This is a genomic window from Microbacterium sp. 1154, assembly GCF_031455375.1.
In the GTDB taxonomy this organism is placed as follows: Bacteria; Actinomycetota; Actinomycetes; order Actinomycetales; family Microbacteriaceae; genus Microbacterium.
In genome coordinates this window covers 63482-79464 of the sequence record NZ_JAVDSN010000004.1, presented here as the reverse complement: position 1 = coordinate 79464, position 15983 = coordinate 63482, and the positions used below count along the sequence as shown (strand labels likewise).

Sequence of the window (15983 nt, the reverse complement as noted above, 5' to 3'; positions counted from 1 at the left end):
CGACTCACGAAACGGAATATCGGCACTCATGGCATCCACTGCAGACATCAAGAACGGCGTCGTCCTGAACATCGACGGTCAGCTCTGGAGCGTCGTGGAGTTCCAGCACGTCAAGCCCGGAAAGGGCGGCGCGTTCGTCCGCACGAAGCTGAAGAACGTCATGAGCGGCAAGGTCGTCGACAAGACCTTCAACGCCGGCGCCAAGATCGAAACCGAGAACGTCGACCGCCGCGACTTCACGTACCTGTACAACGACGGCGACGGCTTCGTGTTCATGGACGTCGCCGACTACGACCAGATCACGGTCGGTGCCGCCACCGTCGGCGATGCCGCCAACTTCCTGCTCGAGAACCAGCAGGTGCAGATCGCGCTCAACAACGGCAACCCGCTCTACGTCGAGATGCCGCCGTCCGTCATCCTCGAGGTGACGTACACCGAGCCCGGCCTGCAGGGCGACCGCTCCTCGGCCGGCACCAAGCCCGCCACCGTCGAGACCGGCTACGAGATGCAGGTTCCCCTGTTCCTCGAGACCGGCACCAAGATCAAGGTCGACACTCGCACCGGCGAGTACCTCGGCCGCATCAGCTGACCTTGAGCGCCCGTACGAAAGCGCGCAAGCGCGCCCTCGACATCCTCTTCCAGGCCGACGTCCGCGGCGAAGAACTGTCGATCATGCTGGCCACCGAGGCCAAGCGCGCGGCGAACGAGCCCGCCCGCGAGGCATCCTGGCTCTACGCCCGCGACATCGTCGACGGCGTGATCGACAACCGCGACGCGATCGACGAGCAGATCACCACGTTCGCCAAGGACTGGTCGCTGCAGCGTATGCCCGCCGTGGACCGTGCGCTGCTGCGCATGGGCGCGTGGGAGATCCTGTACAACGACGAGGTTCCCACCGCCGTCGCGATCGACGAGGCCGTGGAGCTCGCCAAGGAGTTCTCGACGGACGATTCCGGATCGTTCGTGCACGGCGTGCTGGCGCGGATCGCGCGTTCGTCCTGATCCCTTCCGACGTGCCCCGACGCGGCCCCGACTTCCCGTCGGCGGTCGCGTCGCGTCGTTTCCGCTCCCGGTGCCGAGGGGCGTCGACGGTCCCACCGGCCGACCCCTCACGCATAAACGCTTCTCGCGCCCGTAAACGCGTGGAGAGCGCGTTTACGAGCGCGGATCGCGTTTATGCATGCTCGAGTGCCGGGGGAGCGGCGATGTCGGGAGTCCGGGGGAGGATCGCACCGTGACCTCGTGGCGCGACCTCGTCCCCGCGGGCGAGCCGGCCGCGTACGAGCCGCTCGCCCTCGGCGTCGAACTGCGCCAGCGCGAGGCGTACGACCCGTCCCGCTGGGGTGCCCGCGCCGTCGTGCCGGTGACCCCGCGGTCGCTCGCGAAGCGGCAGGACGACCTGCAACTCGCCGCCCGCCCCCTCGTGCGCGGCGTGCGTGACGCCTGGATCCGCGCCAATGTCACGTGGGATGCCGTGAGGCGTTCCTCCGGCCGGTTCGACCCCGCGCACGTCCGGTGGTTCGCCGAGCTCCACGCCCTCGCGCAGGCCCTGCGCACGGCGGGTCCCTTCGCTCCCTCCGGAGACACCGTGGCTCTCGACACCGTCGACTCGCCGCTGCTGTGGCCGCACCTCGCCGCCGCCGAAGGGCTCGGCATCCCTCTCGTTCCGATGCACGCGCAGCAACAGGTGCGACTCGCGCGTGATGCCACGGCCCGGGTGGCCCTCGACGCGGTCGGCGGGGGAGCACTTCGCGTATCGGCGGCCCTCGAGCTCGACGGGCGCATGACGGATGCCGCGCACGCCCGCGCGATGGGCGGCTCGGGGCTGTTCGCCTATGACCTCGACGTCGACCCGGTACCGATCGTGCTCGCGGCGGTCGACCTGCCCGAGCCGCTGCCGTCGCTCCTGGGCAGGGCCCCGGTGCATGTGCCCCCGTCGGACGCCGCGGAGTTCGTGGCGGAGGCGTACCCCCGGCTCGCGCGGCGCGCGCCCCTGTCCGTGGGAGCGGGGGTCCCCGCGCCGCCGCCCGCCCGCCCCACCCTCGAGGTGGCGGTCGGCTACGAGGACGACGTCGTGACGTACCGCCTCACCTGGGCGTATCCGGGTGGCCACCGCGTCGTCTACGGCTCGGGCGGCGACGATCCGGAGCGGGACGAGCGCGCCGAGACGCAGATCGGGGAGCGATTCGAGACCGCGTGGACATCGGCATGCGATCTACCGATCGCGGCGAGCGCGATCCTACGCGACGCCGATGCCGCGGTGTTCGCGACGCGGGTGCTTCCCGCCGTGGACGTGCTCGATGAGGTACGCGTGGTGACGACGGGGACGGCGCCGACGTTCCGCGAGCTGCGGGGAGACCCGTCGCTGCGCATCACGGCGGTGGAGTCCCTCGACCGGGACTGGTTCGACCTGGGGATCGTCGTGACCATCGAGGGGCGGATGATCCCGTTCGGGATGCTGTTCTCGGCCCTGTCGCGGGGGCGGACGCGCATCAAGCTCTCGGATGGCGCCTGGTTCTCTCTCGCGCACCCCGCGCTGCAGCGTCTGCGGGAGCTGCTGGAAGAGGCTGCGTCTCTCGACGAGTGGGAGACCGGGCCGCGTCTGCCTCGGACCCATCTGGCGCTCTGGGCGGAGTTCGAGGACCTCGCCGATCAGTCCGAGGCCGCCGTCGAATGGCGTGCACTGGCGCGGGCTCTGCACGACGTCACCGAGGTGCCGGTGGTGCCGACGCCCCGCGGGTTCCGTGCCGAGCTGCGACCGTATCAGCGCGAGGGGCTGTCGTGGCTCGCCCTTCTGCACGCGCACCGGCTGGGCGGGATCCTGGCCGACGACATGGGTCTCGGCAAGACGCTGCAGCTGCTCGCCCTGGTTGCGCACACGCGCGCTCTCGGCGAGAGCCGTCCTTGGCTCGTGGTCGCCCCCACGTCGGTGCTGCCCACCTGGCGCGACGAGGCGGCACGTTTCGCTCCCGACCTGCGGGTCGCCCTCGTCGAAGCCACCTCGGTGCGCCGCGCGCAGACGATCGCCGAGATCGCCGCGGGAGTCGACATCGTGGTCGCCCCCTACGGGGTCGTGCGGACGGATGCCGAAGAGTTCGGCGTGCCGCACTGGGCGGGCGTCGTGCTCGACGAGGCGCAGTTCGTGAAGAACCCCGCGACGCGGATCCACCGGGCGATCGCCTCTCTCACCGCCGACGCGGTGTTCGCCGCGACGGGCACACCGATCGAGAACGGTCTCGACGACCTCTGGGCCCTGCTGGCTCTCACCGCCCCGGGGCTGTTCCCCTCGATCCGTCAGTTCCGCGAGGACTACACGCGGGCGATCGAACAGCTCCCCACGGACGCCCCGACCGCCATCTCGGCCGCGGCGGCGAGCGCGCACCGCGAGAAGACGCTCGAACGCCTGCGTCGGCGGGTGCGGCCGTTCCTGCTCCGCCGGACGAAGGACGTGGTGGCATCCGATCTCCCTCCCAAGCAGGAGCAGGAGATCGCCGTGCCCCTCGGCCCCGCCCATCAGGAGCTCTACGACCGCGTGCTGCAGCGCGAGCGGCAGAAGGTGCTGGGTCTTCTCGACGACCTGGATCGGCAGCGCTTCATCGTGTTCCGGTCCCTGACCCTGCTGCGCATGCTCGCGCTGGCGCCGGGGCTCGTCGACGAACGCGACGCGCACCTCGGGTCGGCGAAGCTCGATGTGCTGCTCGAGCGTCTCGTCGAGGTGGCCGCCGAGGGGCACCGCGCGTTGGTGTTCAGTCAGTTCACGTCGTTCCTCGACCTCGCCGCCGAGAGGTTGGATGCCGCGGGCTTGTCGTACGCGCACCTCGACGGCTCCACCGCTCGGCGCGGGGAAGTGATCGACGGGTTCCGCGGGGGAGACGCCCCGGTGTTCCTGATCAGCCTCAAGGCGGGCGGGTTCGGGCTGACTCTCACCGAGGCGGAATACGTGTTCGTTCTCGACCCCTGGTGGAACCCCGCCGCGGAGTCGCAGGCCATCGACCGTGCGCACCGCATCGGGCAGACCCAGAGCGTGTTCGTCTACCGGCTGATCGCCGCGGGCACGGTGGAAGAGAAGGTGCGAGCCCTGCAGCAGCGCAAGGCTGCGCTGTTCGATGCGGTGATCGACGACGACGATGCGTTCGCGGCGTCGTTGGACGCCGACGACATCCGGGGGCTGCTGGGGCCGTGAGCGCCGAGGCGGGACTTCGCCGACCCGCCCGCTCTCCCCGAACCCGTTCAGCCGCCCCCGCGTAGACTCTTCTGGTTCGCCAACGACACAGGAGCGGCATGAAGATCACCGGCCTCGGCCACGCGGGAATGTTCATCGAGACGCGCGGCGGCAGCATCATCTGCGACCCCGTCATCGGCCCGAGCTTCTTCGGTTCGTGGTTCCCCTTCCCCGACAACCGCGCCCTCGACTGGGAGCGTTTCGGCAAGGCGGACTTCCTGTACATCTCGCACCGCCACCGCGATCACTTCGATCCGGCGATGCTGGAGCGGTACGTGTCGAAGGACATCAAGGTCCTCCTGCCCGAGTACCCGACCGATGACCTCGAGCAGGATCTCATCGCGCTCGGCTACACGAACCTCATCCGCACCGAGGCCGGCGTGCCCCTGCAGTTCGGCGAGCTGAAGCTCATGGTGACGCCGTTGCGCGCCCCCTCCGACGGTCCGATCGGCGACTCGTCCCTGTCGCTCGATGACGGCACCGCGTCGATCCTCAACCAGAACGACTCGCACCCGCTCGATCTCGAGAAGCTCTTCGACTTCGGCAAGCCCGACGCGTACTTCACCCAGGTCTCCGGTGCGATCTGGTGGCCCATGGTCTACGACCTGCCCCAGGACGCGAAGCAGAACTTCGCGCAGCTCAAGCGCGACGCGCAGAACAAGCGCGCGATGTACTACATCGAGAAGGTCGACGCCGAGCACGTGTTCCCGATGGCCGGTCCGCCGATGTTCCTGCGCGAGGAGCTGTTCCGCTACAACGGAACGGGCCTTGAGAACGACTCGATCTTCACCGACCAGCGGGAGTTCCTCGCGCACATGAAGGAGCAGCGCCCCGACCAGAAGGGCTACCTGTTCCTCCCGGGGACCGAGGTCGAGGTGCAGGGGTCGGACGTCACGGTCACCCAGACGCTGTACACGGATGCCGAGATCGAGCGTGTCTTCGGCGACAAGTGGAACTACCTGGCCGAGCAGCGCGACAGCCGCCAGGCCGAGGTACAGGCCGAAGAGGCCACCCGCGCGGAGGTGCTGCCGCCGGCCGAGATGCTCGCGGCGATCAAGGAGTGGTGGGAGCCGCTGCTGCGTCGCGCCCGCACCATTCGCAACGGCGTCGGCGGCATGGTGCGCTTCCGCATCGGCGAGCTCGACATGGTCGTGGACTTCCCCAAGGCGAAGGTCCGCGAGTACGCGGGCGAGGAGTGCATCTACTGGTACACGGTGCCCGCCGACCTCGTGTCGACGAACATCCGCGACCACGAGATCGACTGGTCGAACTCGATCTTCCTGTCCATGCAGTTCGAGGTGGGTCGTTCGGGCAAGTTCAACGAGTTCCTCACCACGTTCCTGAAGTGCCTCTCGCGCGACCGCATCGAGTACGTCGAGAACTGGTACGCCGAGCAGTCGGATCAGACCGAGGATGCCGAGATCGACGGCTGGACCGTTCAGCGTCGCTGCCCGCACCTGCGTGCGGACCTCACCAAGACCGGCAAGATCGAGAACGGCGTGCTGACGTGCTCGCTGCACGACTGGAAGTGGGATCTGGCCAGCGGTCGCTGCCTGACCACGACGGGACACCCGATCCGTTCCACGCCCAGCGGTGAGCGTGCCGCCGCCGAGCGGGCCGCCGCCGAAGTGACTGCGGGCTGAACGTGCCCGGTTTCCACCACGTTGAAGTGTGGGTCGCGGACCCGGGCGTGGCGCGCACGGAGTGGGGGTGGCTGCTGACGCAGCTCGGCTTCGAGCGGACGGCCGAGTGGTCGGAGGGGGAGTCGTGGGCGGCGGGGGGCGCGTACCTCAGCCTCACCACGTCACCGAACCTGTCTCGCCCGGACCACGACCGTCGCGCCCCGGGTGTGAACCATCTCGCGTTCCGTGCTGGTTCGCGTGCGCAGGTCGACGCCATCATGGCTGCGGCGTCGGAGCACGGCTGGCAGCCGCTGTATCAGGAGCGCTATCCCTTCGCCGGCGGACCGCAGCACTATGCCGGGTGGATGCAGAATTCCTCCGGCTTCAAGGCGGAGATCGTCGCCGACGACGACGAATAGAACCCCGCGTGTGACGGGCCGGCCCGGCCGGCGAGACACCGTTACCGGGACACGGAACATCGCGCTCGCCGCCGGAAACCCTGCGCCCCCGCCGACGCACCCGCTAGACTCGTCGACGAACCACAGCAACCTTTAACCCCGTCCCGTGAGGCGGAGAAGGGAGCGGCGGATGAATACGCGCACCGTCATGCACGATGCCGATATCGCCCGCGCTTTGACGCGCATTTCGCACGAGATCCTGGAGTCCAACAAAGGACCGGAAGGACTCGTCCTCCTCGGCATCCCGACCCGCGGCGTCACGCTCGCGAACCGGATCGGTCCTCTCGTCAGCGAGTTCGGCGGCGCTCCCGTCCCGGTCGGCTCTCTCGACGTGACGATGTATCGCGACGACCTGCACCGCAATCCCACGCGGGCGCCGCGCAAGACCGAGATCCCCGCCGGCGGCATCGACGGGAAGACCGTCGTGCTGATCGACGACGTGCTGTTCTCGGGCCGCAGCATCCGCGCCGCTCTCGACGCGCTGCAGGACATCGGTCGTCCCGCCGCCGTGCGTCTCGCGACGCTGATCGACCGCGGTCACCGCGAGCTGCCGATCCGCCCCGACTTCGTGGGCAAGAACCTCCCCAGCGCCCGTGACGAGCGCGTCAACGTGCGCCTCGCCGAGATCGACGGCATCGAGGAGGTGACGATCGAGTCATGAGGCACCTCCTCGACACCCAGCACCTCTCGCGAGAAGACGCCCTCGAGATCCTCGATGTCGCCGAGGACATGGCCGACACCCAGCGGCGCGAGGTCAAGAAACTCCCCACGCTCCGCGGGAAGACCGTGGTCAACCTGTTCTTCGAGGACTCCACGCGCACGCGGATCTCGTTCGAGGCCGCCGCCAAGCGCCTCTCCGCCGACGTCATTAATTTCTCGGCGAAGGGCTCGAGCGTCAGCAAGGGCGAGTCGCTGCAGGACACGGCGCAAACGCTCCAGGCGATGGGGGCGGATGCCGTGGTCATCCGCCACGGTGCGTCCGGTGCCCCGCGGACCCTCGCGACCTCGGGCTGGATCAGCGCGGGCGTGGTCAACGCGGGCGACGGCACCCACGAGCACCCCACCCAGGCCCTGCTCGACGCATTCACGATCCGCAAGCGCCTGTTCGACGACGACAGCCGCGGCCGCGACCTCAGCGGCATCCGGGTGACGATCGTCGGCGACGTGCTGCACTCGCGTGTCGCGCGCTCGAACGTCTGGCTGCTGCACACCCTGGGCGCCCGCGTCACGCTGGTCGCGCCTCCGACGCTCGTGCCGCAGGACGTCAGCGGGTGGCCCGTCGAGGTCGATTACGACCTCGATCACGCGATCGCGGCGGGTCCGGACGCCCTCATGATGCTCCGCATCCAGCTCGAACGAATGAGCGCCGCGTATTTCCCGACTGAACGGGAGTATTCCCGCCGGTACGGTCTTGATGCACGGCGCTTGGCGGCTCTGCCGGACGGTAGCATTGTCCTGCATCCCGGTCCCATGAACCGGGGTCTGGAGATCTCCGCCGAAGCCGCCGATTCGCCTCGCTCGACGGTGCTCGAGCAGGTCACGAACGGTGTCTCCGTGCGGATGGCCGTTCTGTACCTGCTGCTGGCAGGCGTTCGGCCCCACACCGAGAAAGAGGACCTCCGATGAGCCACGCCACCCCCCAGACGCTTCTGGTGCGCGGCGCGCGCATCGAGGGTCAGGATGCCACCGACCTCCTCGTCCGCGACGGAATCGTCGCCGAGACCGGTTCCGGTCTGTCGCACGCGGGTGCCACGGTCGTCGACGCCGACGGGCTCGTCGCCCTTCCCGGCCTGGTCGACCTGCACGTGCACCTGCGCGAGCCCGGGTACGAGGCGTCCGAGACGATCCTCACCGGGTCCCGTGCCGCCGCCGCGGGCGGGTTCACCACCGTCTTCGCCATGCCGAACACCTCGCCCGTCGCCGACACCGCGGGCGTGGTCGAGCAGGAACTCGCCCTCGGAGAGGCCGCCGGCTACGTGCACGTGCAGCCCATCGGCGCCGTGACCGTGGGGCAGAAGGGCGAGCGTCTCGCCGAGCTCGGCGCGATGGCCGACTCCCGGGCCCGCGTCCGCGTCTTCAGCGACGACGGCTTCTGCGTCTTCGACCCGCTCATCATGCGGCGGGCCCTGGAGTACGTGAAGGCGTTCGACGGGGTCATCGCGCAGCACGCGCAGGACCCTCGGCTCACCGAGGGCGCCCAGATGAACGAGGGCGCCGTTTCGGCCGAGCTGGGGCTCACCGGCTGGCCCGCCGTCGCCGAGGAGTCGATCATCGCCCGCGACGTGCTGCTGGCCGAGCACGTCGGCTCCCGCCTGCACGTGTGCCACCTCAGCACCGCAGGCTCGGTCGACATCATCCGCTGGGCCAAGAAGCGCGGCGTCAACGTCACCGCAGAGGTCACCCCGCACCACCTGCTGCTGACCGACGAGCTCGTGCGTGACTACGACGCGCGCTTCAAGGTCAACCCGCCGCTGCGCCGCGAAGAAGACGTCCTCGCCGTGCGCGAGGGTCTGGCCGACGGCACGATCGACATCGTCGCCACCGACCACGCCCCGCACCCGACCGAGGCGAAGGCCTGCGAGTGGGCGGCGGCAGCCAACGGCATGGTCGGCCTCGAGAGCGCCCTGCGCGTCGTGCACCAGGCCATGGTCGAGACGGGCCTGATGACCTGGGCCGACGTGGCCCGTGTGATGTCGGCGACGCCGGCGCGCATCGGTCGCCTCGACGGCCACGGCACCCCCGTGGCCGAGGGACAGCCCGCCACCTTCACCCTCTACGACCCGCGCCCGTCGCGTCCCTTCGCGGTTGGTGACCTCGCGGGTCGCAGCACCAACTCGCCCTACCTCGGACGGGAGCTGCCGGGAGAGGTGCGGTGGACCGTGCGCGCCGGCATCCCGACCGTCGTCGACGGCGCCGTGCTCGACGCGCCCGGAGCGCTCTCGTGAGCCGTGAGGGCGCCCTGCTCGTCATGATCGGCGTGGCCATCGTGCTGCTGGCCCTGCTCGCCTGGGCGTGGGTCCGACGAACGCGGCGCGATGCGCGCTACACCGCCCCGGTGGGGGAGCTGCCCGAAGGCGCCGTCGAGACGGCGGCGTTCTCGGGGCTCTACGTCGCCACGACCCGACACGACGAGCCGCTCGAACGCCTCGCGATCACGGGCCTCGGCTTCCGCTCCCGCGTCGACGTCACCGTCACCACGGCCGGCGTCGCCCTCGACCTCCAGGGCCAGCCCCGCATCGCGCTCACCCGCGACCGCCTGGTGGACGCCGCCCAGGCCACCGTCGCCATCGACCGCGTGGTCGAGCGCGACGGCCTGACGCGCATCAGCTGGCGCATCGACGACGACACGGTCGTCGACACCTACCTCCGACCCCAGGACGCCTCGGCGAAAGCCCTCGCCGACGCCGTCCGTCCCCTCATCACCACGACAGGAAGCGACGCATGACCGCCCTGATCAGTTCCTCGCGCCTCACGCGAGACCCCGCCGTCCTCGTCCTCGAAGACGGTACCCGCTACACCGGCCGTGCCTACGGCGCGCGCGGAGAGACCCTCGGCGAGGTCGTCTTCGCCACCGGCATGACCGGGTACCAGGAGACGATCACCGACCCCTCCTACGCCGGACAGATCGTGCTGCAGACCGCCCCCCACATCGGCAACACCGGTGTCAACGAGGAGGACCCCGAGTCGCGGCGCATCTGGGTCGCCGGCTACGTCGTGCGCGATCCCTCGCGCATGGTGTCGAACTGGCGTGCCGACCGTTCGCTCGACGACGCCCTAGTGGAAGACGGGATCGTCGGCATCTCGGGCATCGACACCCGCGCGGTGACCCGCCGCATCCGCTCCTCGGGCAGCATGCGCGGCGGCGTCTTCTCGGGGGAGGCCGCGAACCTGGATGCCGAGGAGCAGCTGCGCCGCGTGCGCGAGGCCCCGGGCATGGCGGGCCGCAACCTGTCGGCCGAGGTCTCGGTCACCGAGGTCGAGGTCACGCCCGCCACCGCGGAACGGATCGGCAACCTCGCCGTCCTCGACCTGGGCGTCAAGCAGTCCACGATCGTGAACCTCGCGGCCCGCGGCTTCGACGTGCACGTCTTCCCGCAGTCCGCCACGATCGACGACATCCGCGCGATCGAGCCGGTCGCGGCCTTCTACTCGAACGGTCCCGGCGACCCCGCGGCATCCGACCAACACGTCGAGCTGCTCCGCGCCGTCCTCGGCGACGGCCTGCCGTTCTTCGGCATCTGCTTCGGCAATCAGCTGCTGGGGCGCGCCCTCGGCTTCGGCACGTACAAGCTGCCGTTCGGACACCGCGGCATCAACCAGCCGGTGCTCGACAAGACCACCGGCCGCGTCGAGATCACCTCCCAGAACCACGGCTTCGCCGTCGACGCCCCGCTCGATCAGGTCGTCGACAGCCCGAACGGCTTCGGCCGCGTCGAGGTGAGCCACATCGGCCTCAACGACAACGTCGTCGAGGGACTGCGCGCCCTCGACATCCCCGCCTTCAGCGTCCAGTACCACCCCGAGGCCGCCTCGGGCCCCCACGACGCCAACTACCTGTTCGACCGCTTCCGCGACATGGTGATCGCGAACCAGGAGACCAAGACCAATGCCTAAGCGCGACGACATCAACTCCGTCCTCGTCATCGGCTCCGGCCCGATCGTGATCGGTCAGGCCTGCGAGTTCGACTACTCCGGCACCCAGGCCTGCCGCGTCCTTCGCGAAGAGGGGGTGCGCGTCATCCTCGTCAACTCCAACCCCGCGACGATCATGACCGACCCCGACTTCGCGGACGCGACCTACATCGAGCCCATCACCCCCGAGGTGATCGAGTCGATCATCGCGAAAGAGAAGCCCGACGCCGTGCTCCCCACGCTCGGCGGCCAGACGGCGCTGAACGCGGCGATCCAGCTGCACAAGCGCGGCATCCTCGAGAAGTACGACGTCGAGCTCATCGGCGCGGACTTCGACGCGATCAACCGCGGTGAGGACCGCCAGATCTTCAAGGAGCTCGTCATCGAGGCGGGCGCCGACGTCGCGGCATCCGTCATCTGTCACTCGATGGACGAACTGCTCGCCGGAGCCGAGAAGCTCGGGTACCCGCTCGTCGTCCGCCCCTCGTTCACGATGGGCGGCCTCGGATCGGGCTTCGCGTACGACGAGGCCGACCTGCGACGCATCGGCGGCGCGGGCCTGCACGACTCGCCCACCAACGAGGTGCTGCTCGAGGAGTCGATCCTCGGGTGGAAGGAGTACGAGCTCGAGCTCATGCGCGACACCGCCGACAACACGGTGGTCGTCTGCTCGATCGAGAACGTCGACCCCGTCGGCGTGCACACCGGCGACTCGATCACCGTGGCTCCCGCCCTCACCCTCACCGACCGCGAGTACCAGCGGCTGCGCGACATCGGCATCGACATCATCCGCGCCGTCGGCGTCGACACCGGTGGCTGCAACATCCAGTTCGCGGTCGACCCCGCGACCGGGCGCATCATCGTCATCGAAATGAACCCGCGCGTTTCGCGCTCGTCGGCCCTGGCGTCGAAGGCCACCGGCTTCCCGATCGCCAAGATCGCCGCGAAGCTCGCCATCGGCTACCGGCTCGACGAGATCCCCAACGACATCACCAAGGTGACTCCGGCGAGCTTCGAGCCCACGCTCGACTACGTCGTCGTCAAGGTGCCGCGGTTCAACTTCGAGAAGTTCCCCGCCGCCGACACCACCCTGACCACCACCATGAAGTCGGTGGGCGAGGCCATGGCGATCGGCCGCAACTACACCACCGCCCTGCAGAAGGCGCTCCGTTCGCTCGAGAAGCGCGGGTCGAGCTTCCACTGGGGCGAGGAGTCGCGCTCCGTGGACGAGCTGCTCGAGATCGCGAAGACCCCGACCGACGGCCGCATCGTCGTGCTGCAGCAGGCGCTGCGCAAGGGCGCGACGCCCGAGCAGGCCTTCGACGCCACGGCCATCGACCCGTGGTTCATCGATCAGATGGTGCTCATCAACGAAGTCGCCGCCTTCATCGGCGAGGCTTCCGAGCTGGATGCCGAGACCCTCCGCATCGCGAAGGAGCACGGTTTCAGCGACGCGCAGATCGCCGAGATCCGCGGTCTCGACGAGGCCGAGGTCCGTGGCGCCCGGTACTCGCTCGACGTGCGCCCCGTGTACAAGACCGTCGACACCTGCGCGGGGGAGTTCCCGGCGCTCACGCCGTACCACTACTCCTCGTACGACGCCGAAACCGAGGTCACGCCGTCCGATCGCACGAAGGTCGTCATCATCGGCTCGGGCCCGAACCGCATCGGTCAGGGCGTCGAGTTCGACTACTCGTGCGTGCACGCGTCGTTCGCCCTGTCGGACGCCGGGTACGAGACGGTCATGGTCAACTGCAACCCCGAGACCGTGTCGACCGACTACGACACCTCCGATCGCCTGTACTTCGAGCCGCTGACGCTCGAGGACGTGCTCGAGGTGCTGTACGCCGAGAGCCAGTCGGGCACCATCCTCGGTGTCGTCTGCCAGCTCGGCGGACAGACCCCGCTGGGCCTGGCCAAGGGCATCGAGGCCGCCGGCTACACGATCCTCGGCACGAGCCCCGAGGCCATCGACCTCGCCGAGGAGCGCGAACTGTTCTCGCGCCTGCTCGACGAGGCCGGCCTCGTCGCCCCGCGAAACGGCACCGCGATCGACGTCGAGGGAGCCGTGACCGTGGCCGAAGAGATCGGGTACCCCGTGCTCGTCCGCCCGAGCTTCGTGCTCGGCGGCCGCGGCATGGAGATCGTGTACTCGACCGAGGCTCTGCGCGACTACTTCGTGCGCGTCGCCGACCAGGCCATCATCGGCCCCGGCCTCCCGCTGCTCGTCGACCGCTTCCTCGATGACGCGATCGAGCTCGACGTCGACGCCCTGTTCGACGGCACCGACCTGTACATCGGAGGTGTCATGGAGCACCTCGAGGAGGCCGGCATCCACTCCGGCGACTCCTCGTGCACGCTCCCGCCGGTCTCGCTCGGGCGCACGGAGATCGACCGCGTCCGCGAGGCGACCCTCGCGATCGCGAAGGGCGTCGGTGTCCGCGGCCTGCTGAACGTGCAGTTCGCGATCTCGGCGGGCGTCCTCTACGTCATCGAGGCGAACCCCCGCGCCAGCCGCACCGTACCCTTCGTGTCGAAGGCCCTCGGCATCCCGCTCGCGAAGGCCGCCAGCCGCATCATGGCGGGCAACACCGTCGCCGAGCTCATCGCCGAGGGGCTGCTCCCCGAGCAGGACGGCTCGCGCGTGCCGCTCGACGCCCCCGTCGCCGTGAAGGAGGCCGTGCTGCCGTTCAAGCGGTTCCGCACCGCCGACGGTCACACGGTCGACTCGGTCCTCGGCCCCGAGATGCGCTCGACCGGTGAGGTCATGGGCATCGACCGCGACTTCCCGACGGCGTTCGCGAAGTCGCAGGAAGCCGCATACGGCGGGATGCCGACCTCCGGTACCGTCTTCATCTCGGTCGCCGATGCCGACAAGCGCGCCGTCATCCTGCCCGCCCACCGGCTGCAGGAGCTCGGCTTCGAGCTCATGGCCACCGAGGGCACCGCGGAGATCCTGGCGCGCAACGGCATCCGGGTGAAGGTCGTCGAGAAGTACTCCGAGACGCAGGGGTCCGATCAGCAGAACGTGGTCGACCTCATCAACGCGGGCGAGATCGACATGATCGTCAACACTCCCTCCGGCGGCACCGCTCGTGCCGACGGATACGAGATCCGCGCGGCGGCGGTCGCCGCCGACAAGGCCCTCTTCACCACCATGGCCGTCCTCGGCGCCGCGGTGAGCGCTCTCGGGGCGATGAAGGACGGCTTCGGAGTGCGCAGCCTCCAGGAGTACGCCGTGGATCGCGCGGGACGTCTGTGAGCGACACCTTCGGACAGCGGCTCAGCGCCGCCCTCGACCTGCACGGCGCCCTGTGCGTCGGCATCGACCCCCACGCCGCTCTGCTGTCGGCGTGGGGGCTGGATGCCACGGCCGACGGCGCGCGCGATTTCGGCCTGCGGGTGGTCGAGGCCGCCCGCGGCCGGGTCGGCGTCGTCAAACCGCAGGTGGCGTTCTACGAGCGCTACGGCTCGCGCGGATTCGCCGCCCTCGAGGACGTCATGGCCGCTGCGCGCGATGCGGGGCTGATCGTGATCGCGGACGCGAAGCGCGGCGACATCGGGACGACCATGGAGGGCTACGCCCACGCGTGGCTCGCGCCCGGTTCTCCTCTCGAGGCGGATGCCGTGACCCTCTCGCCGTACATGGGTGCCGACTCGCTGCGCGACACGCTGTCGCTCGCCGTCCATCACGGGAAGGGGGCGTTCGTGCTGACCGCGACGAGCAACCCCGAAGCCCGTGCCCTGCAGAGCGCGATCGTCGACGACGCCCAGGCCGTGGGCGACCACGAACACGTCGCCGCGCGCGTCGCGCACGATGTCAACGAGGCCAACATCGGCGCGCCCGGGGCCCTCGGTCCCGTGGGTGTCGTCGTCGGCGCCACGGTGGACCGGTCGGCCTTCGGCCTGGGGGATGTGGCTCTGGCGGGCATGCCGATCCTCGCCCCCGGTTTCGGTGCGCAGGGAGCGGCCCCGACCGATCTGCGCCGCCTCTTCGGTTACGTCGCGAAGGCTGTCGTGGCCAACGAGAGCCGAAGCATTCTCGCGGTCGGACCCGACCGTCTCGCCGCCCGCATCGACGAGCGCGCCGCGCTCTACCGGGAGTCCCTGCATGGCTGAAACCCGTCGCCCACCCGAGGTCGACCGTGCCGCCGCCTCGCGCCGTGCCGTCGAGGCCCGCCGCGAGCGCGCCGCGCTCAAGCGCGACGTGTCGACCCGTGTCATCTCGCCCCAGGAGCTGCTGCGCCGCGGGCTCGCCGACCCGCTCTCCGCGGCCGGCGCGATGCGCGTGACCGAGTTCTTGACGGCGATCCCCGCGGTCGGCGAAAGCAAGCGCGATCGCATCCTCGCGTCGCTCTCGATCTCCCCGGTCAAGCGCCTCGGCGGGCTCGGCACGCGGCAGCGCAACGCCCTGCGGCAGTATCTCGACACGCGCTGGCCCGAGCCCGGCCCGCGCGAAGGGCGCAGCCGCCTGATCGTGCTCGCCGGGCCCACCGCGGTCGGCAAGGGCACGGTCGCCGCGCACATCAAGCAGAACTATCCCGAGATCCACCTCTCGGTCTCGGCCACCACCCGCGTCCCGCGCCCGGGCGAGGTCGAGGGGGAGCACTACTACTTCGTCGACGACGCCGAGTTCGACCGTCTGGTCGCCTCGGGGGAGTTGCTGGAGTGGGCGGTGGTGCACAACAAGAACCGCTACGGCACTCCGCGCGCTCCCATCGAGCGCGTCCTCGCCGAGGGGGGTACGGCCCTGCTCGAGATCGACCTGCAGGGCGCCCGTCAGGTGCGCGCGGCCGATCCCTCGGCGACCCTCGTGTTCCTGCTCCCGCCGAGCTGGGACGAGCTCGTGCAGCGCCTGGTCGGCCGGGGGACCGAGGATGCCGAGGAGCGCGCCCGACGCCTGCGCACCGCGCGCGTCGAGCTCGCGGCGCAGAACGAGTTCGACTACCGCGTCGTGAACGAGGACGTCGCCTCGGCCGCCGCCGAGGTCGTCGCCCTGGCCGCCGCGCAGCGCTGAGCCCCGGTCCCTCCCCGTTCGGGGCGCGATCC

General features: G+C 69.9%; 13 protein-coding genes. All 13 read left to right on the top strand.

The window, feature by feature from the left end; genetic code table 11:
- Positions 1–28: 28 nt before the first annotated feature.
- The 13 genes from efp to gmk all read left to right on the top strand — a co-directional run bounded on the left by efp (position 29) and on the right by gmk (position 15951).
- Positions 29–589: an elongation factor P gene (efp, locus tag J2X55_RS13890; RefSeq protein WP_056231743.1), complete on the top strand. Its 561-nt coding sequence runs from the start codon at positions 29–31 to the stop codon at positions 587–589.
- Positions 590–591: 2 nt separating this feature from the next.
- Positions 592–1002, top strand: a complete 411-nt coding sequence (nusB, locus tag J2X55_RS13885; protein WP_115918567.1) for a transcription antitermination factor NusB — start codon at positions 592–594, stop codon at positions 1000–1002.
- A 232-nt stretch (positions 1003–1234) separates the two neighbouring features.
- Positions 1235–4183, top strand: coding sequence for a DEAD/DEAH box helicase (locus J2X55_RS13880; protein WP_309824107.1), 2949 nt, complete (start codon positions 1235–1237; stop codon positions 4181–4183).
- Positions 4184–4281: 98 nt separating this feature from the next.
- Positions 4282–5865 (top strand): MBL fold metallo-hydrolase, encoded by a 1584-nt coding sequence (locus J2X55_RS13875; RefSeq protein ID WP_309824105.1) that lies wholly within the window; start codon positions 4282–4284, stop codon positions 5863–5865.
- A gap of 2 nt (positions 5866–5867) precedes the next feature.
- Entirely contained in the window at positions 5868–6263 is a 396-nt protein-coding gene (locus J2X55_RS13870; protein ID WP_115918571.1) for a VOC family protein, read from the top strand.
- 169 nt (positions 6264–6432) lie between these two features.
- Positions 6433–6963 carry a bifunctional pyr operon transcriptional regulator/uracil phosphoribosyltransferase PyrR gene (pyrR, locus tag J2X55_RS13865; protein WP_115918573.1) on the top strand — a complete coding sequence of 177 codons (531 nt, stop codon included), beginning with the start codon at positions 6433–6435 and terminating at the stop codon, positions 6961–6963.
- On the top strand, positions 6960–7928 hold the full coding sequence (locus tag J2X55_RS13860) for an aspartate carbamoyltransferase catalytic subunit (RefSeq protein WP_309824101.1): 969 nt from the start codon (positions 6960–6962) through the stop codon (positions 7926–7928). The genes pyrR and J2X55_RS13860 overlap by 4 nt, the downstream gene beginning before the upstream one ends.
- Positions 7925–9247 (top strand): dihydroorotase, encoded by a 1323-nt coding sequence (locus tag J2X55_RS13855; RefSeq protein ID WP_309824098.1) that lies wholly within the window; start codon positions 7925–7927, stop codon positions 9245–9247. The genes J2X55_RS13860 and J2X55_RS13855 overlap by 4 nt, the downstream gene beginning before the upstream one ends.
- Positions 9244–9747 (top strand): hypothetical protein, encoded by a 504-nt coding sequence (locus tag J2X55_RS13850; RefSeq protein WP_309824097.1) that lies wholly within the window; start codon positions 9244–9246, stop codon positions 9745–9747. The genes J2X55_RS13855 and J2X55_RS13850 overlap by 4 nt, the downstream gene beginning before the upstream one ends.
- Positions 9744–10916: a glutamine-hydrolyzing carbamoyl-phosphate synthase small subunit gene (gene carA / locus J2X55_RS13845; RefSeq protein WP_309824096.1), complete on the top strand. Its 1173-nt coding sequence runs from the start codon at positions 9744–9746 to the stop codon at positions 10914–10916. Before J2X55_RS13850 ends, carA begins: the two co-directional genes overlap by 4 nt.
- Positions 10909–14196 carry a carbamoyl-phosphate synthase large subunit gene (carB, locus tag J2X55_RS13840; RefSeq protein ID WP_309824095.1) on the top strand — a complete coding sequence of 1096 codons (3288 nt, stop codon included), beginning with the start codon at positions 10909–10911 and terminating at the stop codon, positions 14194–14196. Before carA ends, carB begins: the two co-directional genes overlap by 8 nt.
- The gene (gene pyrF / locus J2X55_RS13835) at positions 14193–15053 is read left to right on the top strand and encodes an orotidine-5'-phosphate decarboxylase (protein ID WP_309824094.1); all 861 of its coding nucleotides are present in this window, start codon (positions 14193–14195) and stop codon (positions 15051–15053) included. The genes carB and pyrF overlap by 4 nt, the downstream gene beginning before the upstream one ends.
- Entirely contained in the window at positions 15046–15951 is a 906-nt protein-coding gene (gmk, locus tag J2X55_RS13830) for a guanylate kinase (RefSeq protein WP_309824093.1), read from the top strand. The genes pyrF and gmk overlap by 8 nt, the downstream gene beginning before the upstream one ends.
- Positions 15952–15983 lie beyond the last annotated feature (32 nt).

Excerpts from the sequence above, each read along its gene's own strand:
- carB (WP_309824095.1), top strand. The coding sequence starts at position 10,909 with ATGCCTAAGCGCGACGACATCAACTCCGTCCTCGTCATCGGCTCCGGC.
- carA (WP_309824096.1), top strand. The coding sequence starts at position 9,744 with ATGACCGCCCTGATCAGTTCCTCGCGCCTCACGCGAGACCCCGCCGTC.
- pyrR (WP_115918573.1), top strand. The coding sequence starts at position 6,433 with ATGAATACGCGCACCGTCATGCACGATGCCGATATCGCCCGCGCTTTG.
- J2X55_RS13855 (WP_309824098.1), top strand. The coding sequence starts at position 7,925 with ATGAGCCACGCCACCCCCCAGACGCTTCTGGTGCGCGGCGCGCGCATC.
- gmk (WP_309824093.1), top strand. The coding sequence starts at position 15,046 with ATGGCTGAAACCCGTCGCCCACCCGAGGTCGACCGTGCCGCCGCCTCG.
- J2X55_RS13860 (WP_309824101.1), top strand. The coding sequence starts at position 6,960 with ATGAGGCACCTCCTCGACACCCAGCACCTCTCGCGAGAAGACGCCCTC.
- J2X55_RS13875 (WP_309824105.1), top strand. The coding sequence starts at position 4,282 with ATGAAGATCACCGGCCTCGGCCACGCGGGAATGTTCATCGAGACGCGC.
- efp (WP_056231743.1), top strand. The coding sequence starts at position 29 with ATGGCATCCACTGCAGACATCAAGAACGGCGTCGTCCTGAACATCGAC.